Source organism: Pseudomonas sp. NC02, assembly GCF_002874965.1.
GTDB lineage: Bacteria > Pseudomonadota > Gammaproteobacteria > Pseudomonadales > Pseudomonadaceae > Aquipseudomonas.
On record NZ_CP025624.1, the window covers coordinates 2,513,228 to 2,534,608 of the forward strand.

The 21,381-nt window shown below is 63.3% G+C and carries 18 protein-coding genes and 1 pseudogene; 9 read left to right on the top strand and 10 right to left on the bottom strand.

What is annotated here, in order from left to right; genetic code table 11:
- Positions 1-330 precede the first annotated feature (330 nt).
- Together C0058_RS11945 and C0058_RS11950 are read right to left on the bottom strand one after the other, a co-directional pair.
- Positions 331-1,635, bottom strand: coding sequence for an ATP-binding protein (locus tag C0058_RS11945; RefSeq protein WP_102368655.1), 1,305 nt, complete (start codon positions 1,633-1,635; stop codon positions 331-333).
- Positions 1,632-2,372 carry a response regulator gene (locus tag C0058_RS11950; protein ID WP_003212510.1) on the bottom strand — a complete coding sequence of 247 codons (741 nt, stop codon included), beginning with the start codon at positions 2,370-2,372 and terminating at the stop codon, positions 1,632-1,634. The genes C0058_RS11945 and C0058_RS11950 overlap by 4 nt, the downstream gene beginning before the upstream one ends.
- Before the next feature lie 216 nt (positions 2,373-2,588).
- Here C0058_RS11950 and C0058_RS11955 point away from each other — a divergent pair, with 216 nt between their 5' ends.
- From C0058_RS11955 to C0058_RS11990, 8 genes and pseudogenes are all read left to right on the top strand, one after another.
- On the top strand, positions 2,589-2,831 hold the full coding sequence (locus C0058_RS11955; protein WP_003212513.1) for a DUF2790 domain-containing protein: 243 nt from the start codon (positions 2,589-2,591) through the stop codon (positions 2,829-2,831).
- A gap of 11 nt (positions 2,832-2,842) precedes the next feature.
- Positions 2,843-3,022: a hypothetical protein gene (locus C0058_RS11960; RefSeq protein ID WP_087695230.1), complete on the top strand. Its 180-nt coding sequence runs from the start codon at positions 2,843-2,845 to the stop codon at positions 3,020-3,022.
- Positions 3,023-3,099: 77 nt separating this feature from the next.
- Positions 3,100-3,618: pseudogene (locus C0058_RS11965) on the top strand (thioredoxin family protein); the annotation flags it as partial.
- Positions 3,619-3,704: 86 nt separating this feature from the next.
- Positions 3,705-4,742 (top strand): isopenicillin N synthase family oxygenase, encoded by a 1,038-nt coding sequence (locus C0058_RS11970; protein ID WP_008430201.1) that lies wholly within the window; start codon positions 3,705-3,707, stop codon positions 4,740-4,742.
- A 14-nt stretch (positions 4,743-4,756) separates the two neighbouring features.
- Entirely contained in the window at positions 4,757-5,551 is a 795-nt protein-coding gene (locus tag C0058_RS11975; protein WP_102368656.1) for a MetQ/NlpA family ABC transporter substrate-binding protein, read from the top strand.
- Positions 5,548-6,294 (top strand): methionine ABC transporter ATP-binding protein, encoded by a 747-nt coding sequence (locus tag C0058_RS11980; protein WP_003212524.1) that lies wholly within the window; start codon positions 5,548-5,550, stop codon positions 6,292-6,294. Before C0058_RS11975 ends, C0058_RS11980 begins: the two co-directional genes overlap by 4 nt.
- A complete protein-coding gene (locus C0058_RS11985) occupies positions 6,291-6,956 on the top strand; it encodes a methionine ABC transporter permease (protein WP_003212526.1) in 666 nt (221 codons plus the stop codon). The genes C0058_RS11980 and C0058_RS11985 overlap by 4 nt, the downstream gene beginning before the upstream one ends.
- 99 nt (positions 6,957-7,055) lie before the next feature.
- On the top strand, positions 7,056-8,135 hold the full coding sequence (locus C0058_RS11990; RefSeq protein WP_003212528.1) for a sigma-54-dependent Fis family transcriptional regulator: 1,080 nt from the start codon (positions 7,056-7,058) through the stop codon (positions 8,133-8,135).
- Positions 8,136-8,946: 811 nt separating this feature from the next.
- Here C0058_RS11990 and C0058_RS11995 read toward each other — a convergent pair.
- The 7 genes from C0058_RS11995 to C0058_RS12025 form a co-directional block, all read right to left on the bottom strand.
- Complete coding sequence (locus C0058_RS11995; protein ID WP_087695233.1) at positions 8,947-10,089, bottom strand: LLM class flavin-dependent oxidoreductase; 1,143 nt, start codon at positions 10,087-10,089, stop codon at positions 8,947-8,949.
- Complete coding sequence (locus tag C0058_RS12000) at positions 10,079-11,071, bottom strand: LLM class flavin-dependent oxidoreductase (protein WP_102368657.1); 993 nt, start codon at positions 11,069-11,071, stop codon at positions 10,079-10,081. Before C0058_RS12000 ends, C0058_RS11995 begins: the two co-directional genes overlap by 11 nt.
- A gap of 159 nt (positions 11,072-11,230) precedes the next feature.
- Complete coding sequence (locus C0058_RS12005; RefSeq protein ID WP_102368658.1) at positions 11,231-12,217, bottom strand: LLM class flavin-dependent oxidoreductase; 987 nt, start codon at positions 12,215-12,217, stop codon at positions 11,231-11,233.
- Positions 12,214-13,203, bottom strand: a complete 990-nt coding sequence (locus C0058_RS12010; protein WP_102368659.1) for an LLM class flavin-dependent oxidoreductase — start codon at positions 13,201-13,203, stop codon at positions 12,214-12,216. Before C0058_RS12010 ends, C0058_RS12005 begins: the two co-directional genes overlap by 4 nt.
- Positions 13,200-14,117 carry a 5'/3'-nucleotidase SurE gene (locus tag C0058_RS12015; RefSeq protein WP_102368660.1) on the bottom strand — a complete coding sequence of 306 codons (918 nt, stop codon included), beginning with the start codon at positions 14,115-14,117 and terminating at the stop codon, positions 13,200-13,202. Before C0058_RS12015 ends, C0058_RS12010 begins: the two co-directional genes overlap by 4 nt.
- On the bottom strand, positions 14,114-15,451 hold the full coding sequence (locus tag C0058_RS12020; protein ID WP_102368661.1) for an LLM class flavin-dependent oxidoreductase: 1,338 nt from the start codon (positions 15,449-15,451) through the stop codon (positions 14,114-14,116). The genes C0058_RS12015 and C0058_RS12020 overlap by 4 nt, the downstream gene beginning before the upstream one ends.
- 58 nt (positions 15,452-15,509) lie before the next feature.
- Positions 15,510-17,948 carry a TonB-dependent siderophore receptor gene (locus tag C0058_RS12025; RefSeq protein ID WP_003218616.1) on the bottom strand — a complete coding sequence of 813 codons (2,439 nt, stop codon included), beginning with the start codon at positions 17,946-17,948 and terminating at the stop codon, positions 15,510-15,512.
- A 306-nt stretch (positions 17,949-18,254) separates the two neighbouring features.
- On the opposite strand from C0058_RS12025, the gene C0058_RS12030 reads away from it, so the two are divergent.
- Positions 18,255-19,247 (top strand): P1 family peptidase, encoded by a 993-nt coding sequence (locus C0058_RS12030; protein ID WP_003218615.1) that lies wholly within the window; start codon positions 18,255-18,257, stop codon positions 19,245-19,247.
- Between the two features lie 497 nt (positions 19,248-19,744).
- On the opposite strand, the gene C0058_RS12040 is transcribed toward C0058_RS12030, so the two are convergent.
- Positions 19,745-21,097: a tetratricopeptide repeat protein gene (locus C0058_RS12040; RefSeq protein WP_102368662.1), complete on the bottom strand. Its 1,353-nt coding sequence runs from the start codon at positions 21,095-21,097 to the stop codon at positions 19,745-19,747.
- Positions 21,098-21,381 lie beyond the last annotated feature (284 nt).

Genomic DNA, 21,381 nt, shown 5'->3' on the forward strand with positions numbered 1-21,381 from the left:
GGCCGGGAGGCCGCTGTGCTCTTGATCTGTTTTTGATCTTGATCTTAGGCGCCCCGTTAAACCACGCTTGCCGAACGCAGGCTTTGGAGCGTGGGTAACCCGGCAGGACGCCGGGTTAGCCGTCCTGGGCCAGGGATGGCCCATGACGGCGGCCCACGGTCCAAAGCCGGAGTTAGGGCACTCCTCGCCTAGGCGAGGAGCCGAGTGGTGGGGCAAGAGCGTTTTGCTTACTTTTGACTGGGCCGGCATTCCGGCTGTTCAAAAGTGAGCCGCTGTAAGAGCGGAACCGATACAAGCCATCACCCAAATAATGGATATACACACCGCCCGTCACAGCTCCAGCCGAACCTGCGCACACAACCCCCCGCCGTCCCGGTTGCTCAGGGTCAACTCCCCACCAATCGCCACCGCCAGTTGCTGGGCAATCGCCAACCCCAGCCCTGTACCACCAGTGCCACGATTACGCGAACTCTCCACCCGGTAAAACGGCTGCATCACCTGCACCAGTTCATCCTCGGCAATCCCCGGCCCCCGGTCCAGCACCTTGATCGAAAGCTCACCCGCCGCCGTCGACCCCACCTCCAACTGCGCCTCCCCGGCAAATTTCAGCGCGTTGTCCACCAGGTTCACCAGCACCCGACGCAACGCATGGGGCCGCGTATCCAAAACCACCGCGCTTTTACCGGTCAAACTCACTTGCTTGTTCATGTCCTGGTAATCAAACACCAGGCTGTCGAGAAACGCATCCAGGTCGATCCGGCAACTGGCCTCGGTCGACCCATGCACACTGCGAGCGTAAGCCACACCCTCGCGCACCAGATGCTCCATTTCCCCCAGGTCACTCCAGAGCTTTTCCCGGTCCACCGAGTCCTCCATGAACTCGGCACGCAATTTCATGCGGGTGATCGGCGTCTGCAAGTCATGGGAGATCGCCGCCAGAATCTGCATGCGCTCCTTGAGGTACTCGGCAATCCGTTTCTGCATTTCGTTGAACGCCGCCGCCGCATGCGCCACCTCGGTGGGGCCGGTTTCGTCCAGCGGCGTCGGGCGGGCATTCGGGTCGAGGGTTTCCACTGCCCGTGCCAGGCGTGTCAGCGGGCGGATGGCGATGCGCACGGCGATCCAGGTGCACACCAGCAACACCATCAGTTGCAGCACCAGTACCACCGGCAGCCAGAACGCAAACGGGATCGGCTTGGGATAGACATCAATCGTGACCGGGCTGCCATCGGCCAGGGTCAGGTGCGCCTGGAAGTGTTTTTGCAGGCCCGGGATGTCGCGGAACGTCAGCGGGTAGTGCTCGCCCAACGCATCGGAAATCGACGTCGCGGCCATGGGCACGTTGTCGCTGGCCATCGGCTCGCCGGGTTCGCCGGCATTCAGCAGGTAGCGGTAGGCGTTGCGGTCGAGGCGCGGCAGCCAGCTGGCACGCTCGGCGGCGGGCAGGCGGTCGAGGATCGCGATCGACGTCGATACGTCGTTTTCCAGGTTGCCCAGCATTACGCTGCGGGCACTCATGTAGCGCTCATAGAACTGCGCACTGAACGACAGGGCGTTGGCGCACAGCAGGCTGACGATGAAAATTACCGTCAGTTGCGCCGCGAGGGTGCGCGGCCAGCGGAACGTGAGGGTCATGCCGGGTCCCCAAGGATTTCCACGGCCAGGGAGAACACATAGCCTTCGCTGCGCACGGTCTTGATGTAGGCCGGTTCGCGGGCGTCGTCCAAAAGGCGCTGGCGCAGGCGGCTGACCAGCAGGTCGATGGAGCGGTCGAACAGGTCCGCGTCCCGGCCCTGTGTCAGGTTCAGCAACTGGTCACGGTTGAGCACCCGTTGCGGATGGTCGAGGAAGACGCGCAGCAAACGGTATTCGGCACCGCTCAAGGCCACCAGGGTGTTGTCTTCGTCCAGCAGATGGCGGGCGGTGGTGTCCAGGCGCCAGCGGCCAAAGCGGATCAGCCGGCCGCTTTCGGTCACCACCAGGTTTGGCGGCAGCATCCGTGTGCGCCGCAGCACGGCGTTGATGCGGGCCAGCAGTTCACGGGCGGCGAAGGGCTTGACCAGGTAATCGTCGGCGCCCATTTCCAGGCCGATGATGCGGTCGGTTTCATCGTTGCGCGCGGTGAGCATCAGGATCGGCGTGGCCTTGTGCTTGCCCACCCGCAGTTCGCGGCACAGCTGCAAGCCGTCGTCGCCGGGCATCATGATGTCCAGCACGATCAGGTCCACGGGCGTGGTGTCGAGGAAGCTGCGCATCTGCCGGCCGTCAGCCACCACGGTGGTGCGCAGGCCGTTCTTTTTCAGGTAGTTGCCCACCAGTTCGCGGATCTCCCGATCGTCATCGACAATCAGAATGTGATCGACGTGATCCATGCTGCCTTCCTCGTTGATTAGTCATTGATGCGCAGTCTAGCCACTGGCGGCGGGCTTGCCTTGTGCCCTTTGTATTGCAGTGTATCTGGCGGTGACGAGATACACATCGACGCAAAAATCCGGGCCTGGCCGACACAATCCGGATACCTCGCAAGGTTCAAATGAGCCCATCGAGGTAATCCGCCTCGGCCCACTTGAACCCCCGGGGAACCACCCATGACTATCAAAGCTGCCTATGCCAGTTGCCTGTTTGCCTTACTCACTGGCCTGAGTGTTGCCGCCCATGCCGAAACCACCGCCAGCCAGCCGGATATCCACCAGGTGCTGTCGATCTCCGAAGAGTCCGGTGGCGCGCTGTGCGGCATCGTCAACTCGAAACTGACCTACCTCGATTCCGAGGGCCAGCGCCACGTCCTCGACTACCGCAAATTTTCCAGCAATTGCCTTGAAGGCAGCTGAGGAGACCGGCCATGACCCCACTCAACAGCTTTCTCAGCGCCCTGGCGTTTTCCCTGGCGGGTGTGGCGGCGGATGTGAATGCCGCCACCGCGAAAAAACTCACTGGCAGTGAAACCTGCTTCCAGAACACGCCGCTGGCGCAAAACGGCGCGGCTCGCAAACGCGCTGAAACACCCCCGGCCACGAGGTGACACCCATGAACTTCATCCGATACCTGCGCCGCTCAAAAGGCCTGCTGCTGTTGGCACTGGTGGTTGCCTTGGTCGGCGTGCCCAAGGCGGTGAACTACCTGATCAACAACGTCGATGCCGAAAGTTTCAGCCAGTCCGATGAGCGCATGCCGTCCCTCGACGGCGCGGTGGCCTGGCTCAACTCGCCGCCGCTGACGGCCGAGGGCCTGAAGGGCAAGGTGGTGCTGGTGGATTTCTGGACCTACGACTGCGTCAACTGCCAGCGCAGCCTGCCGTACGTCAATCAGTGGGCGAAGAAGTACGCCAGGGACGGGTTGGTGGTGATCGGTGTGCACACGCCGGAAAACGCCTATGAGAAAGTCCTGGATAACGTACGCAGCCAGGTCAAGAAGCTGGACATCCATTACCCGGTGGCCATCGACAACGACTACCGCATCTGGCGCGCCTTCGATAACCAGTACTGGCCGGCCCATTACTTCTTCGATGCCACCGGCAAAGTGCGCTACAGCCATTTCGGCGAGGGCCGCTACGACAATCAGGAGAAAGTCATCCAGGCCCTGCTGGAAGAAGCCAGGGCGGCGAACGCGCCAACCTAAGCTAATGCCAAAAAGGTATTTATTGCGGGGTTTTTAGATCGTTTAGCTTCACCACTCCACGTACCTGTTCATGGAGTGAGCACCCAATGTCGCACCCGCTGGCAATCAACACCTTGCCCCTGCTGGACCTGGCGCTGCTCGACGGCAGCCCGGCCCAGCGTGGGCAGTTTCTCGATGACCTGCGCCACGCTGCGCGGCATATCGGTTTTTTCTACCTCACCGGCCACGGCATCGACGCCGGGTTGCTCACCCAGGTGCAGCAGCAGGCGCGCCAATTTTTCGCCTTGCCGGAGGCCGACAAGCTTGCTGTCGGCATGATCAACTCCCCGCACTTTCGCGGCTACAACCGCGCCGCGTCGGAGATCACCCGGGGGCAGCCGGATCTGCGTGAACAGTTCGACCTCGGCGCCGAGCGCGAGCCGCTGCAGCAAGGCCCGGATTCACCGGCCTGGTCGCGCCTGCAAGGCCCCAACCAGTGGCCTGCCGCGTTGCCTGAACTCAAGCCCTTGTTACTGGCCTGGCAGCAGGCGATGACGCAGATGTCCCTGCGCTTGTTGCGCGCCTTTGCCCAGGCCTTGTCGCTGCCGGAAAATGCTTTCGACCCGCTGTATGGCGCCAAGCCCAACGAACACATCAAGCTGATCCGCTACCCCGGCCGCCACGCCCAGCAGAGTCGCCAGGGTGTCGGTGCCCACAAGGATTCCGGCTTTCTCAGCTTCCTCCTGCAAGACCAGCAGGCCGGCCTGCAAGTGGAAGTGGAGGAGGGCCGCTGGATCGACGCTTCGCCGCGCCCCGACACCCTGGTGGTGAACATCGGCGAGTTGCTGGAACTGGCCACCAACGGCTACCTGCGTGCCACGGTGCACCGGGTCGAATCGCCGCCCCTGGGCAGCGAGCGTTTGTCCCTGGCGTTTTTCCTCGGTGCGCAACTGGACGCGGTGGTGCCGGTGTATCAGTTGCCGCCCGAGTTGCTGCGCGATGCCCACGGCCCCACCAGTGACCCGCGTAACCCGTTGCTGCGGGACGTCGGCTGGAACTACCTCAAGGGCCGCCTGCGTTCCCATCCGGATGTCGCCCAACGGTTTTACGCCGATGCCACGATTCCCCAAGCCCTGTCCGCCTGATAAGGAACATCACCATGCTCAAGAAAACAGCCCTGGCCCTGGCCGTCCTGATTGCCTCCTTCGACGCCCAGGCCGCCGAGGCCCTGCGTGTGGCGGCGGACCCGATTCCCCACGCGCAAATCCTCGAATACGTGCAGAAGCTCGACCCGCAGCTGCAGCTGAAAATCATCGAAATCCCCAACGGCGTGAACTCCAATGAACTGCTGGCCCACGGTGATGTGGACGCCAACTACTTCCAGCACTTGCCGTACCTGCACTCCCAGGAACAGGCTCTCGGCCAGAAATTCACAGTGGCGGCCACCGTGCATATCGAGCCGCTGGGTATCTATTCCCATCGCCACACCAGCTTTGCCCAGGTGCCGGATAAAGGCACCGTGGCCGTGCCCAACAACGTCACCAACCTGAGCCGTGCGCTGTACCTGCTGCAAGCCAACGGCCTGATCACGCTCAAGCCCGGTTTCAACGACCCGGCCAAGGACCAGGCAACGCCCAAGGACATTGCCGAGAACCCCAGGCACCTGAAGATCCTCGAGATCGAATCACCACAGATTCCTCGTGCCCTGGATGATGTCGACCTCGCCGTGATCAATGGCAACTACGCCCTCGAGGCCGGCCTGTCACCGGCCAAGGATGCCCTTGGGCTGGAAAAAGCCCAGGGCAATCCCTACGCGAATATCCTCGTGACCACCCCGAAATTGCAGGACGACCCACGGATCAAACAGCTGGCCAAGGATCTGAATTCGCCGGAGGTGGCCAAGTTCATCACCGAGAAATATGCAGGCTCGGTGATTCCGGTAGCTATCGAATGATCGTCGTCGAGCAGGTCAGCAAAACCTACGCCGATGGCCAGCCGCCGGCGCTGGATAACGTGTCGTTGCAGATTGCCGACGGTTCGATCTTCGGGATCGTGGGGCGGAGCGGGGCGGGCAAGAGTACTTTGCTGCGTTGCCTGAACCTGCTGGAGCGCCCGACCTCCGGGCGTATCCTCATGGACGGCCAGGACCTGACGCTGCTCAGTGACAAGCAACTGCGCCAGCAACGCCAGCGTATCGGCATGATCTTCCAGGGTTTCAACCTGCTGCATTCACGCAACGTCGCCGACAATGTGGCGGTGCCCCTGGAAATCGCCGGCCAGCCCAAGGCCGAGCGCGTTGCCCGGGTCAAGGAGTTGCTGGAACTGGTCGGCCTGAGTGACAAGGCGCTGGCGTTTCCGTCGCAACTGTCCGGCGGCCAGAAGCAGCGCGTCGGCATCGCCCGGGCACTGGCGGCGCGCCCGGATTATTTGCTGTCGGACGAAGCCACCAGCGCCCTCGACCCGGAAACCACCGCGTCGATCCTGGAACTGCTGCGCAGTATCAATCGGCAACTGGGGGTGACCATCGTGTTGATCACCCACGAGCTGGATGTGGTCAAGGCTATCTGCGACAGCGCGGTGTCCCTGGCCAATGGGCGTGTGGTGGAAAGCGGCAGCCTGATTCAATTGCAGGCCGATCCCGCCTCAAGCCTGGGCCGCTCACTGGCCCCCAGCCTGCCAGCGGTGAGGGCAGTATGAAAACGGACTGGAACGACATCCTGCAACTGCTGCTCACGGCCACTGGCGAAACCCTGTACATGGTGCTGCTGGCGGCGGTCTTTACCTTGCTGATCGGCCTGCCCCTGGGGGTGCTGCTGTTTGTCAGTCGCCGCGGCGGGCTGTTCCCCTTGCCACGGGTGAACCGTGTGCTGGGTGCGGTGATCAACCTGGGCCGCTCATTGCCCTTTGTGGTGATGCTGATTGCCTTGATTCCACTGACCCGGCTGATCGTCGGCACCACCCTGGGCAGCACCGCCGCCGTGGTGCCGATCACCATTGGCGCCTTTCCGTTCTTTGCGCGGATTGTCGAGAACGCGCTGGACGAAGTGGACAAGGGGCGTATCGAAGCCATCGTTGCCATGGGCGGGGATATTCGGCACGTGATCTTCAAGGTGCTGCTGCCGGAGGCGCTGCCTGCGTTGCTTGCGGGGTTGACCCTGACCCTGGTGATGCTGATCGGCTTTTCGTCCATGGCCGGGGTGATTGGCGGTGGCGGCCTGGGGGACCTGGCGATTCGTTATGGGTACCAGCGTTTCAATAACCAGATCATGGTGGTGACGGTGATTGTGTTGGTGGTGCTGGTCCAGGGCGTGCAAAGCCTGGGGGATCGTTGCGTGAGGTCGCTGGCGCATCGTCGATAAACGGTTATGTACTAATGAATTTTTAATATTTCTAGTTATATGCGTGACTGAGTAAAGTTCCCTTACGTACCTTCACCTCGTCGCCGGGAAATACTCTTCATGAACCGTCCCCACGGGCATCCCACGCCGATCCTGACTTTGCCCCAGGGCGAAAAAGACCCGTTGTCGATTCGCGCCAAGGCACTGGTTTTTGCCGACCCGCGTTCCCTGCAACTGCTCGAATATTTGCAACGTGTCGGCCCCAGTGAAGCGCCGGTGTTGATCAATGGCGAGACCGGCACCGGCAAGGAGCTGGTGGCGCGCTATATCCACAGCGCCAGCGGCCGCACCGGTGCGTTTGTGCCGGTGAACTGTGGGGCCATCAGCGAGAACCTTGCGGAAAGCGAATTTTTTGGGCATGAGGCCGGCTCGTTTTCCGGGGCCTCGGGGCGGCGGATCGGCTGGTTTGAAGAAGCCGATGGCGGGACCCTGTTCCTCGATGAGATCGGTGACTTGCCGCTGCCGTTGCAGGTGAAGCTGCTGCGGGTATTGCAGGAGCAGGAAGTGGTGCGAGTGGGGTCGCGCAAGCCGATCAAGATCAATATCCGGCTGGTGACGGCCACCAACATCGACCTGGAGCAGGCGGTGGAGGCGGGCAACTTTCGTCTTGACCTGTTCTATCGCATCAACGTGGCGCAGGTGCAGGTGTTGCCGTTGCGTGAGCGGCCGCTGGATATCCTGCCGTTGGTTGAGCATTTTCGGCGGCTCTACAGTGCCAGGCTGAAAATCGCTGAGCCGATGTTGTCGGAGTCGGCGACCCAGGCGTTGCTGGATTATCCGTGGCCGGGGAATATTCGTGAGCTGGAGAATGTGGTGCACCTGGCGCTTTTGGTGGCTGGGGACAGGCCGATCATGCCGTCGCACTTGAAGTTTTCTGCGGGGCTGAGTGCGATGCATGCCAGCGTTAACAGCGGGGCGCCGAGGATTCCGCAGGAGGTGGTGCGGGAGCAGTTGCTGCGGTTGTTCGAGGTGCCGGGGGATTCGTTGTTGCACGATATCGAGGATTTGATCGTGCGGGAGGCGTTTGCGTTTTGTGGGTTTAATCAGTTGCGTACGGCGGAGTTGTTGGGGGTGACGCGCAATGCCATGCGGACGCTTTTGGTGAATCATGGGATGCTCAAGGGGCGGGTTAAACCCTGATTTTTTGGTGTACATATCCGTTATTTGGGTAACGGCTGCTTATGGTTTCGCTCTTACAGCGAGTCACTTTGCAAAAGCGGCAAAGTAACCAAAGCGCTCTGCCCCGCCTGTCGGCGCCTCGCTAGGGCTCGGCGTTCCCTCACTCCGGCATTGCTCCGCGGGCCGCCGCGATGGGCCATCCTTGGCCCAGCGCGGCTAAACCGGCGTCCTGCCGGTTTACCCGCTCCGCAATACCTGCGTTCGGCCTCGGGCTTATTGGGGCAGTCAGATCAAAAGCAAAAGCACAGCGGCCTCCCGGCCGGCTTGAGTGTTAAAAGCATAAGCAAAGACCAGAGCGAAAACAGATCTGCTTTTCTGTGGGAGCGGGCTTGCTCGCGAAAAACCTGAGGTCGCCGCGTTCATCCAGAATGCCCGCGTCATCGTTAAAGACCTTCGCGAGCAAGCCCGCTCCCACATTTTGGACCGTGCCCGCTTTAGATTTTGATCTGGCTTTTAACACTCAAGCCGGCCGGGAGGCCGCTGTGCTCTTGCTTTTGATCTTGATCTTGGGCGCCCCGTTAAACCACGCTGGCCGAACGCAGGCTTTGGAGCGTGGGTAACCCGGCAGGACGCCGGGTTAGCCGTCCTGGGCCAGGGATGGCCCATGACGGCGGCCCACGGTCCAAAGCCTGCGTGAGGGCACTCCGAGCCTAAGCGAGGAGCCGAGTGGTGGGGCAAGAGCGTTTTGCTTACTTTTGCGCTGTTCAAAAGTGAGCCGCTGTAAGAGCGGAACCAATATCAGCCATAACCGAAGAAACGGATATGTACTCAATCAACCCCGACCCACCTCTACATCCCTCCCCGAAGCCCCAATCCTGCGTAACAAAGGCAACACCTCCGCCCCCACATGAATCGACTCTTCCAGATGCGGAAACCCCGAGAGAATAAAGCTGTCCACCCCAAGCTGGTGATACTCCTCGATCCGCTCCGCCACCCGCTCATAACTCCCCACCAGCGCCGTCCCGGCCCCGCCCCGTACCAGGCCCACACCGGCCCAGAGGTTGGCCGAAACCTCCAGCTCCCGCGCCCCACGCCCACGGCCTTTCATCAACTCGGTCTGGCGACTCTGCCCCACCGATTCATACTTGGCCATCTGCCGCTGCGCCTGGTCAATGGCGTCCTTGGGTATCTCCTCCAACAGCCGCTCCACATGCGCCCAGGCCGCCTCGTCAGTGCGATCGGCAAAGATGTGCAAGCGCAACCCAAAGCGCAACGTCCGCCCCTGCATCGCGGCCAACTCACGCATCCGCAGCACCCGCTCGGCAATCATCGCCGGCGGCTCACACCACATCAGGTACGTCTGCCCATGGGCAGCCCCCACCTGCTCGGCAGCCTCGGAGGCACCCCCAAAATAGATCGCCGGCACCTCGGCCCCAGGCGCCACCGGCGTGTTGATCCCACTGCGGTAGTAGCGCCCCGGATGCGCCGCCTGCTTGCCAGCCCACACCGCCTGGAACACCTGCAAAAACTCCGCAGTACGCGCATAACGCTCATCGTGTTCGAGAAAGTCCCCCAACGAACGCTGCTCAAAACGGCTGGACCCTGTCACCACATGCAACGCCAGGCGATTCTCGCTGAGCAATTGCAAGGTCGCCGCGCGGTGGGCGGTATAGGCCGGCAGCTCCATGCCTGGTCGCAACGTCAGGAGGAATTTAAGCCGTCGCACCTCCTGGGCCAGCACCGCGGTAATCAGCCACGGATCCTCGAAACCGCTGGCGGTGGGCACCATGATTCCGTCGAACCCGGCCTGTTCGGTAGCCCGCACGATCTGGCGCAGGTAATCGAGGGTGGGGGCACGTTCGCCTTGCTGGAACAGCCCGACCTTGGGCAGGCCGCTGCTGGTGAGGTGGCGACCGTCGCCATTGGTGGGCAGGAACCAGTCGAGCTGGATCGGGGGGCGAACCTCAGTGTTCATGGTGCAGGTGCTCCTTGCGCAGGCCGTGTTGAAAAAGCAGCGGCAGGATCTGTTCACCAAAGCGCAGCACTTCGCCGACCGCCGGGCCGCCTTGCAGGATGATGTGGCCAAGGCCCAGGCCGTGCAGTTCCTGCAGGCGCGTGGCGATTTGGCGGGGCGTGCCCACCAGGATCAACGGTTGGCCAGGGTGCAGTTGCAGCAGGTTCGGGTGGATCTCCCACTGGCGCAACGGGTGACGGTCGCGGGGCACGGTGGCGATGCGGTGGTTGGGCAGGTCCTGGGTCGGCAGCAGGGCGGCGGCGGTTTCCCAGGCCAGGTCCTCGCTGTCGCCGATGACCAGGCCGAAGGTACAGGCAAAGGCCAGGCCCGGCTGAAGCTGGCGCCAGCGTTGTATTTCCTGGTCCAGCCACTGCGGATGCCCAGGCCGCAACAAGCAGACCTGGGCGTGGCCAGCCACCAGCGCGTGGCTTTGGCTGTCGTCCAGCACCAGTGGCGGCGCGGGCAGTTCGCGGCGGGCGACGCCGGCGTTTTCCAGTTGGAAATAGCGGCCTTGATAATCCAGGCCGCCGTCATTCGGTGCCAGCAGTTGTTGGAGAATCTCCAGGTATTCGCCGATGCGTTCGCTGCGCTGGTCGCGGTTCAGCCATTCGCCAAACGCACTGCGCAGGCTGCCTTGTTCGCCGTCGGGCAAGTGCAGGCGCACCCGGTGGCTGCTGATCGATTGCAGGCTTTGCAGGGTGGTGGCCAGGGCCGCCGGCAGCATGACTTCCGGCGGTACGCTCACCGACAATTGCACCCGTCGGGTGTGGGCGCACAACGCCGCCGCCACCCCGAGGCTGTCGGCACACAGCGCGCCGCCGGGGATCCACAGGCCGTCGATGCCGGCGTATTCCACCGCCTGGGCCAGCTGGATCCACTGCCCCGGCCGCGCCGCCCAGTCGGGGGTACAGAGGGGCATCAACCAACTGAATTCAAGGGGCATACACGGGCTCCATAGTTTGGCATCAGCATCACGCGTCGTCGTAGCAGCTGTCGAGCCCCGGCGAGGCTGCGTTCGCGGTGTATCTGACACACCGCTACGCAGCCTCGTTTCACTCGACAGCTGCTACGGGAGCTGACGCTTTCAGGGCGTTTGATCATCCTACTCTCGTCCTCGCCATCCGAGGGCCGGGGCGATGTCCCGGGCGATGATTTCCAGGCGCTTGAGGATCTGCGCCTGGGTCGAGCTTTCGGCCTGGACCACGGCGATCACGTAGTCAGCATAGGGCAGCAGGGACGGGTCCTGTTGCAGGCTGGCGATCACTTCGTCGGGATGGCCGTGGTGCACGTTCATCAGGCGCAGGTGCTCCTGCAGGTCCACGGCTTGATCGATCAGGCCTTCGCGTTGCAGGCGCGGGATGTGGCGCTCGATATCCACCGCCAGTTCCGCTTGGGCACCGGCGCGATCCGCTGCCGGGAAAATTGCCCGCACCACGCCGATTCTCGGTGGGCGATCGGTGCGGGTCCAGGCATTCAAGTAGGCATCGGCCAGGGGTTTTTGCACCGTCAGCGGATCGTGGGTGGCGGTGCCCAGCAGCAAGCCGTTGCCCTGGCTGGCGGTGTATGCCGCGCCTTCGAGGCTGCCGTGAGAGTGCCACAAGCGGCTGCTCAAGCCGGTTGCTGGCGGTTGCAGGGTCAGCGCGCTGTGGGGCGTCAATGCCTCGCCGTCGAGTAACTGCTGGACCTGCTGCTGGTGTTCGCTGAAATCGACCTGGCGTTGCATGGCATCACGGCCAAACGCGCTGAAATTGTCGAGGTTGGCGCCGCCGCTGCCCAGGCCCAATTGCACCCGGCCGCCGCTCAGGGCATCGAGCACACTGGCGTCTTCCGCCAGGCGGATCGGGTCTTCGAAAGGCAGCACGATCACCCCGGTGCCCAGTTCGATATGCCGGGTTCGCTCGGCCACCGCCGCCAGCAATACCAGCGGCGAGGGCAGCCGGCCAAAGCCGTTGCTCAGGTGGTGCTGGGCAATCCAGCCACCGTCGAAACCGAGGGCCTCGGCGACTTCGAATTGTTCGATCAGGTCGCGGTAGACCTGCTGTGGATCGTCGCCAAAGGCGTGGCTGAGAAAGCCCAGTTTGAAGCTCATGTCAGGGTTCCTTGGGGCAGTGTCGGTTGCCAGCCCAGGGCCGGGGCGATCTGTTCGCGGATGATTTCCAGCGCGCGGATCGCCTCCCGCAGCGGGGTGCTGGCGGTCTGTACTTGCAGCACCAGGTGGTCGTTGGCCGTCAGGCTCGGGCCTTGCTGCAACTGCTCGATGATCTGCTCGACCGGGCCGTGCAGGATGCCGAGGCGCCTGAGGGTGGCGTCGAAATCATCATCCATCGGCGCCTTGTACACGCCGATGCTCTGTTGGCGTTGCACGTAGGCCTGGATATCGTTGCGCGTGGCGGCGTCCGGGTTCGGGATCAGCGCCTGTACCCGTGTGACACGGGGCGGGGTGCCGTTGTCACCGGTCCAGGCGTTGCGATAGCGCTTGACCAGTTCTACCCCGGCTTCGGGCGGCAGGTGCGGGTTGGGCGCCATGATCAGGCCGTGGCCGCGCTCGGCCACCCGTTCCACCCGTGAGGTGGCTTCCCAGATTCGCTGCCCAAGGCCGGCTGCCCGTGGCAACAGGCGCGAGCCGCTGTCGGTCAGGGGGGCGTTGCCCAGGGCATGGATCAACTGTTGCAGGTGCTGCTCATAATCGCGGTGGCGCGCCTCAGGCTCACGACCGAATGCGGTGAACGTGTCGGGATCAAAACCCGCACCCAGGCCCAGCTCCAGCCGGCCATTGCTCAACAGGTCCAGCACCGAGGCGTCTTCCGCCAGGCGCAGCGGCGCTTCCTGGGGCAACACGATAATCCCGGTGCCCAGGCTGATCCGCCGGGTGCGCTGGGCGATGGCGGCAAGCAATACCAGGGGCGAGGGCAGGCGGCCGTTTTCGCTGGCGAAGTGGTGCTGCGCCACCCAGCCACTGTCAAAGCCCAACTCTTCGGCGACCTTGAACAACTCCACGGTGTCGCGGTAGACCTTGGGCTCGAAGCCGGGGCTGTAGACGCGGCTGAGAAACCCCAGGGAAAAACGCGAACTCATGGCTGCACCTCGCGGGCCAGTTGTTTTTGCAGGGCGGGGCCGGCGTTGATCGACTCCGGCAGGCCGCTGAACGGGCTGATGGTCAAGTAACCCTTGTTGAGCCATACCGCCTCATCCTGCTTCTGCTGCTCGGCGGTGGCGGCGGGGCTGTACTGGAAGCCGATGCCGGGTTTGCCCGGCAGTTTGAATTGCTTGAGGTCGTCGGTGTACACCGCTTCAAAACCCACGTAGCTGCCGATGCGGGTGAGTTTCACGCCCTTGATCCGTGGGTCTTTTGGCAGGTTGATATTCAGGCCCAGGCCCTTGGGCAAGAGCGCGCCGTCGGGCTGGCGATGCTGGTCCAGGGCATTGACCAGCTTCGCCACCAGTTGCGCCGCGCGTTGTGGGCCTGCCTCCTTCAAATCGGTGCTGACTGCCAGCGCCGGAATGCCCGCCTGCACCGCGACACTGGCGACGTTGAACGTGCCGGAAGCGCTGTTGATCGCCCCCAGGTTATTCCCGGGGTTGGGGCCGACGATCACCAGGTCGGGGTGGGGCATGACTTTTTTCAGGCCCATCAGCAGGGCCATTACCGGCGTACCGCTGATTTCGATCTGCACGTCTTTGCCGGCGCATTCGGGGCTCTGGCACACGCCGTTTTCAGTGGTGCTGATGTAGTAACTGTCGGGGTAGGCCGGGTCGTCGTCATGGCCAACGGTGACTTCGCGACCAAAGAAAAACGCACCGCCCCGTGCGCTCTGGTCGGCCTGCGGTGCGGCAATCCGCACCGTATGCCCCTGGGCCTTGAGCTCGGTGTACAGGGCGCGAATATTGGGGTGCTGATAACCGTCGTCGTTGCTCAGCAAAATGTTCAGGGCAAAGGCCTTCGAGACGAACAGGCTGCCGACTGCCAGCATCCATGCGCTGCGCTTCATGGTGTGACTCCCTGGGTAAAGCGATTGGCCGGGCGCGGCAGGCCGAGGTTTTCCCGCAGGGTGGTGCCTTCGTATTCGGTGCGGAACAGCCCGCGTTGCTGCAGCAGTGGAATCACCTGCTCGACGAACAGGTCGATGCCGCCCGGGAAGTACGGGAAGAACACGTTAAACCCGTCACAGGCACGGGCTTCGAACCACTGCTCGAAGAAGTCGGCAATGTCTTCGGCGGTGCCGATTATCGGGTTGCCGGCGGTCAGGTGCAGGTACAGCTGGCGGATGCTCAGGTTCTGGCTGCGGGCCAGTTCCAGCAGTTTGTCGCGACGGCTGCCGCGCTGGCCTACCGGGGTTTCCGGCAGCAGGCCGTCGAGGTCGTAGCCCGACAGGTCGATGTCATCGCCCAGGGTGTCGGCCAGGAAACGCAGGCCCAGCACCGGGTCCACCAGGGCCTGGAACTCTTCGAACAGCGCCTGGGCCTGTTCGCGGGTTTCGCCGATAAACGGGGTGACACCGGGCAGGATCTTGATGTGGTCGGGGTCACGGCCAAAGGCGGCGGCGCGTTGCTTGATGTCTTGATAGAAAGCCTGGGCGCCGGCCAGGTCATGGTTGACCGCAAAAATCAGCTCGGCAACGCGGGCGGCGAGGGCCTTGCCGGGTTCCGACGCACCGGCCTGCACCAGCACCGGATGGCCCTGTGGAGGGCGGGCGACGTTGAGTGGGCCACGTACGGAAAAATGTTCGCCGCGATGATTCAGGGTGTGCAGTTTGGCCGGGTCGAAATACTCCCCGCTGGCCTTGTCGCGGGTGAAGGCGTCGTCGTCCCAGCTGTCCCACAGGCCCTTGACCACATCGTGGAATTCTTCGGCGCGCTGGTAGCGGTCGCCATGGTCGATATGGGTTTCGCGGCCGAAGTTCCAGGCCTCATCCGAGACCACCGAGGTCACCAGGTTCCAGGCGGCGCGCCCCTTGGACAGATGATCGAGGGAGGCAAACTTGCGGGCGATATGGTACGGCTCGTTGTAGCTGGTGGTGGCGGTGGCGATCAGGCCGATGTTGCTGGTGACGGCTGCCAAAGCGGCCATCAGGGTCAAGGGTTCGAAGTGTTCGGCGCGGGCAGTGCGGCTGAGGGCGTCATGATGATGGCCCCACAGGGCGACCACGTCGGCGACGAACAAGGCGTCGAATTTGCCGCGTTCGGCGGTTTGCGCGATGTGTTTGAAGTGCTCGAAATCCAGGCTGGCATCCGCCTGGGCCAGGGGATGGCGCCAGGCCGATACATGGTGGCCGCTGTTGGCCAGGAAGGCCCCCAGCTTGAGTTGATCGGTACGTCGGGTCATGGGCAGGCTCCCGCAAAAGGTCAGGCGCAGGGCCGGCGAACCGGCCCCGCGGGCTGGGTCAGAAGGCGTACGTCACGCCGGTGTACCAATAGCCACCGGTGGTGCCGTAAGGCGAAAAGGTACCGTACGGGAAGCCGCCGGAACTGCTTACCAGGTCGGTGCGTTTCGGGTACTTGTTGAACAGGTTGTTGGCCCCCGCATTCAGGGTCACGGCCTTGGTCAGGTGGTAGTCGATGTTCAGGTCGGTGATCCAGGTCGGCGCGAAGTTGCGGTCGTAGATCTCGGCGGTGCCGTACTCGGTGTAGGAGCCGTAGCGGGTCAGGTTGAGGCTGGTTTCAACCTTGTCGTAGGTCCAGGTGGTGCCCAGCAGCAGCTTGGATTGCGGCAAGCCGTACTTGAGGTTGCCCTGGCGCTGGCGGTCATAGCCACCGTCCGGGCCGAGGGCCTGGGCAGCCACGGTCGAGGCGTGGATCGAGTCGATCTGGGTGGTGTTCCAGTTGAAGCCGGCGCTGTATTTCAGGCTGCCATAGGCACCGATGTCCTGGCGGTAGTCGCCCACCAGGTCGACGCCGCGGGTGGTGGTGTCGAGGGCGTTGGTGAAGTAGGTCACCGCCTGGTTCGGGTTGAGCCCGGCGGCGGCGAGGATCGCGCTGATTTGCGGCGTGCCGCCCAGGTAACCGGTCTGGGCGATGCGGTCCTTGATCACGATCTGGTAGGCATCCAGGGTGATGTTGGTGTTGTCAGTGGGTTGCAGGGTCAGCCCGATGCTGTAGTTGGTCGACTTTTCAGGCTTGAGGGTGGTCGCGCCCAGGGCCTTGGCCACATCGGAGTTCACCGCCACGTTGCGGTAGTCGAACAGTTGCCCGTTGACGCTGGTTTGCGAGGTGGAGCTGTAGATCTGCTGGGCCAGGGACGGTGCGCGGAACCCGGTGCTGACGGTGCCGCGCAAGGCCAGGATCGGGGTCAGCTGGTAGCGGGTGGAGAACTTGCCGTTGGTGGTGGTGCCCGAGCCGTCGTTGTAGTGCTCGTAGCGCCCGGCCAGGTCCACGTGCCATTTGTCGGTGAGGTCCTGGCCGATCTCGCCGTAGCCCGCGAGGCTGATGCGGCTTTTTTCGGCGGCGTCGGCCGGGGTGGTACCGGCACCGGAAATGGTCCCGGGTGGAATGATCGCGCCGTTGGCACCGGTGTCGAACGGCCCGCTGGCGTAGGAGGCGAGGTCACCCTTGCCGATCTTGTAGTCTTCGTAGCGCTGTTCCAGGCCCCAGGAAATCTGCGTCGGCTTGTACAGGCCGAGGTCGAAGGCGCGGGTCAGGTCGAGGTTGTTGGTCCATTGGCTGAAGGTTTTTACGCCGGTGTCGACCGAGGTCGGTGAGTTCGGGCCGTAGCTCAGGTTGTAGGTGTCGGTGAGGGTGGCCCGGGCATGGTCCTGGCCGTAGGTGCTCGACAGGTCATAGTCCCAGCCGGCGGCCTGGCCCTTGCCGCCAAACGCCACCTGGAAGTCGTCTTCGATGAAGCGCAGGTTGTCTTCGATACCTTCCGGGTACGGGGTCTGGATGCCGTTGAACGACGGCGGCTGGTGGAATGCCAGGGGCTTTTCCGAGTTGCGGTGGGTGTAGGTTGAGAACGAGTACAGGGTCAGCGCGTCGGCGACCGGCAGCTCGGCGTTGTAGCCGAGGCTGAAGTTCTTCGCCTCGGGCAAGCCGGTGCCGTAGTAGGTGTGGCGTTGGCTGGTGTTGCCGGCACTGTCGGTGTACGGCGCCGCATCGGAACGGTCCGAGACGTCCTGTTTCTTCACGTCCAGGGCGAGGTTGATGAAACCGTCGTTGGGCAGGGCCAGGCCGACATTGCCGGTTTGACGCACGGTTTCGCCGTCGCCGTTTTCATAGTTCTGGCCGTAGGTGGTGGACAAGCTGCCGCCGTGGTCGGTTTGCTTGAGCACGATGTTGATCACGCCGCCGATGGCGTCCGACCCGTATTGCGCCGAGGCGCCGTCACGCAGGACTTCGATGTGATCCACCAGGGCGGTGGGGATCATGTCCAGGTCCACCGGTTGCGAGCCGGAGTTGAGGGAGGTGGCGTTGTTCAGCAGCGCGCTGTTGTGGCGGCGCTTGCCGTTGACCAGCACCAGCACCTGGTCGCCGTTCAAGCCGCGCAGGCTGATGGGGCGCACGATCGAGGTCGAACCGAAGCCCGACGAGGCCGGCTGGTTGAGGGACGGCAGCACCTTGCTCAAGGCACGGGTCAGGTCGCCCTGGCCGGTGGCGAGCAACTGCTTGGAAGAAATCACGTCCACCGGCGCCGGGCTGTCGGCCAGGGTGCGGGCCTGGCCACGGTTGCCGATGACCACGACGGTGTCCAGGGGGTTGTCGCTGGCCGGGGCGTCGGCGGCGAGGGTCAGGCTGCTGTAGCTGACGGCCTCGCACACGGCGAGGAACAACAGGGTATGGGCGAAAGCCTTGCCGGGTTGGCGGCGGCCTGCGGCGCGTGATGGATTCATGATGTGCAACACTCCAGTGTGGTTAGGCAACGGGCCTTGTTCGAGGACGGCTTGTTAAGTTCAAGCTCTGGTGGAGGCAGGAGAGCAAAGGCTGTGCCATCGCTGAAAAGTCTTGGATAACAAGGAGTTGTTGGAGGGTTTGCGGGGCGGGTGGTGTTTTTCTAACAGGCGGGAGGGCAGGGTGTTGGTTTTTGTGCAGGGGATTTTTTCGCGAAGCTGCTAGCGTACGCTGGGCCGGGGGAGCGCCTCCTTGGCACACCCCTTGCTCTCCCCACGCCATACCTAAACCCAAGGAAGCTTTTCTGTATGCCTAGACCTGGCCCGCGCAACGCCCTCACTGATATTCCCGGCCTGGAGGTTGGCCACGCCACAGACCTGTACGCCGACACCGGCGTCACGGTGATCCGCCCGGATGGTTTCTGGACTGCCAGTATCGACATTCGCGGTGGAGGCCCAGGTGGTCGCGAAACCGCGGCGCTGGAGCCGGAGAACATGGTGGGCCAGCTGCACGCGCTGGTGTTTGCCGGTGGCTCGGTGTTTGGCCTGGCGGCGGCGGATGCGGTGGCGGCGAAGTTGTCCCAGGACCAGGTGGGGTTGCATTTGAAGCCGGGTGCGCCGGCGATTCCTATCGTGCCGGCGGCGGTGTTGCATGATTTGGCCAATGGCGGGGACAAGGATTGGGGCCTGGAGCCACCTTACCGGCGGCTGGGGTTCGAGGCGCTGGCCAATGCCGGTCCGGAGTTTGAGCTGGGCTCTGTCGGGGCCGGGCGTGGGGCCATGGCCGGGGTGTTGAAAGGCGGGCTGGGGACGGCGTCCCTGGATTTGGGCGATGGGTTGGTGGTTGCCGCGTTGGTGGTGGCTAACCCGATTGGTTCGGTCTACATGCCGGATGGCGAGACGTTCTGGGCGTGGCCCTGGGAGGTGGCGGGGGAGTTTGGCGGGGCGCGGCCGGTGACGGAGATGGATTGCAGTGATCCGATGCCGGAGTTGTCGCGGCTGGATTCCATGGGGCGTCTGCAAGCGGGGGCCAATACCACGCTGGTGGTGGTGGCGAGTACGGCGCGGTTGACGGTGGCGGAGTGCAAGCGGGTGGCGATCATGGCGCAGGACGGGATTGCCCGGGCGGTGCGGCCGGCGCATTTGCCGTTTGATGGGGATACGGTTTTTGCGTTGGCTTCGGGGGCAGTGGAGGTGGCGGATGGGCCTCGGCGGCAGGTGGAGATTGGGCGGATTGGGTCGGCGGCGGCTGATTGTGTGGCTCGGTCGATTGCTCGGGGGGTGTTTGCTGCGCGGGGTTAGGGTGGGGTGTATATCCGTTACTCCGCGGGCCGCCGCGACGGGCCATCCATGGCCCGGCGCGGCTAAACCGGCGTCCTGCCGGTTTACCCGCTCCGCAATACCTGCGTTCGGCCTCGGGCTTATTGGGGCAGTCAGATCAAGATCAAAAGCAAGAGCACAGCGGCCTACCGGCCGGCTTGAGTGTTAAAAGCCAGATCAAAAGCCAGAGCGAAAACCGATCTGCTTTTCTGTGGGAGCGGGCTTGCTCGCGAAAAACCTGAGAGCGCCGCGTTCATCCAGAATGCCCGCGTCATCGTTAACGACCTTCGCGAGCAAGCCCGCTCCCACATTTGGACCGTGCCCGCTTTAGCTTTTGATTTACAACACTCAAGCCGGCCGGGAGGCCGCTGTGCTGTTGATCTGCTTTTGATCTTGATCTTAGGCGCCCCGTTAAACCACGCTGGCCGAAGCGAGGTGCCGAGTGGTGGGGCAAAAGCGGAACCAATACAAGCCATCACCTAAATAACGGATATCCCCCCAATCCGCGCCCGCGCCCGCAGCGCCTCCCCAGGCAACCCCAAAGCCTCATACACCACCACCAAAGCTCGGTTCGTCGGCACATCCAGCCCGTCATACCGCCGGCGCAATTCCAGCGTCTGCTGCGCCCCAAGCCAATCCCCAACCCGCAACCGTGCGTCCAGCTCCACCTGCGCAAACAAATCCCGCTGCGCATGACTCCCGCCAATCTCATTCAGCCGCGGCAACGCTATCCCCAGCTGTTCCAACGCCCGCCGGGCATCCCCCCGGGCATGCGCCAACAACCCCTCAGCCAACGGCAACGTCACTTCCCCCCAAACCGGCCGCGCTTCCACACTGTGCCTGCGCAAAGCCGCCAACAACTGATCCGCCTCAGGCTTGCCCGCCCGGGCCAACCCATACAAATATTGCACACTCAAAAACGGCTGTACCGCATCCCCAACCCGACGCTGCAGGTAGGGCGCCAACGCCTGCCACCGCTCACCCACATCAATCCCGGCCAGCTCCAGCCGCGCCAGCAATGACACCGCGCCCACCTGATCCTGGGAGTACTCCGGCAAGATCCCCCACACATGCCGGTCATAAATCTCCAGCACCTGCTGATCCTCTCCGCGCCCCAGATAAAACAACGCGAGATGCCACCAGTTATGGGTGTACATGAACGAGTTAAGCCCGTCCCAGTGCTGCTTCACGCCCTCCAGAAACCCGATGCCTTCCTCGATACGCCCCTGGGTCAGCATCACATGGGCCAATGCGTGATGGGCCCATGGCTCGGACGCCTGCAACCGCAACGCTTCAAGCGCACTGGCCTCGGCTTCCTCCAGCAAATGACACTGCTCATACGCAAACGCCAGTAGCCCGTGACTGTGGGCGATATCCGGCGCGCCGGCGGTGGCCTTCAACCCGATCCGCAACAGCGCCGGCCAGTTGCCCCGGTTGAATTCCAGGTACTGGTTGAGCTTGGCCGCAAGCAGGTCCCGCGGATAAAGATCCAGCAGATGCTCGCTGAGGCGCAGCACTTCATCCAGCTCGTCGTTGATCCAGGCTTGCAGTACTTGCAGATACACGAGCGCCCGTGGATGCCGGGAATTCACCGCCGCCGCCCGCTGGCGGTACTTCTCGGCCAGCACAGGGCCCTCGGGCGACTCGATAAACATCAGCAGCAGGCCGGCAAATCCGTTGGCCAATGCTGAGTCGGGGTCGGCATCGGCGACCGCGAGGATGCCCTCGGCACGGGGCTGATAGCCGAGAAAACCGCCGACGAAATCATCCAGGCCCTGACGGGTGGCGGGGTTGCGGGTGTCGATGGGGTTGCCCAGGTAGTCCAGTGACATGCGCTTCAAACTCATGAATTCAGATAGCGGTTAGAAGGGCAAACCTTGTGCCAGTGATGGGTCCCTCAAACTTCAAACCTTACCGTAGCAGCTGCCGAGCCTTGTCGAGGCTGCGTTGGCGGCATACCTGACACACCGCAGACGCAGCCTCGCCAAGGCTCGGCAGCTGCTACGCACAACCATTCCTCAAGAGGGCGGGCTGTTGCTTTTTCCACACTCGTCCCGGCCACTGTGGTTTTTTCATCACTGCCAAGGTCTACGACGCCCGCAAACGCGGCCCGTCG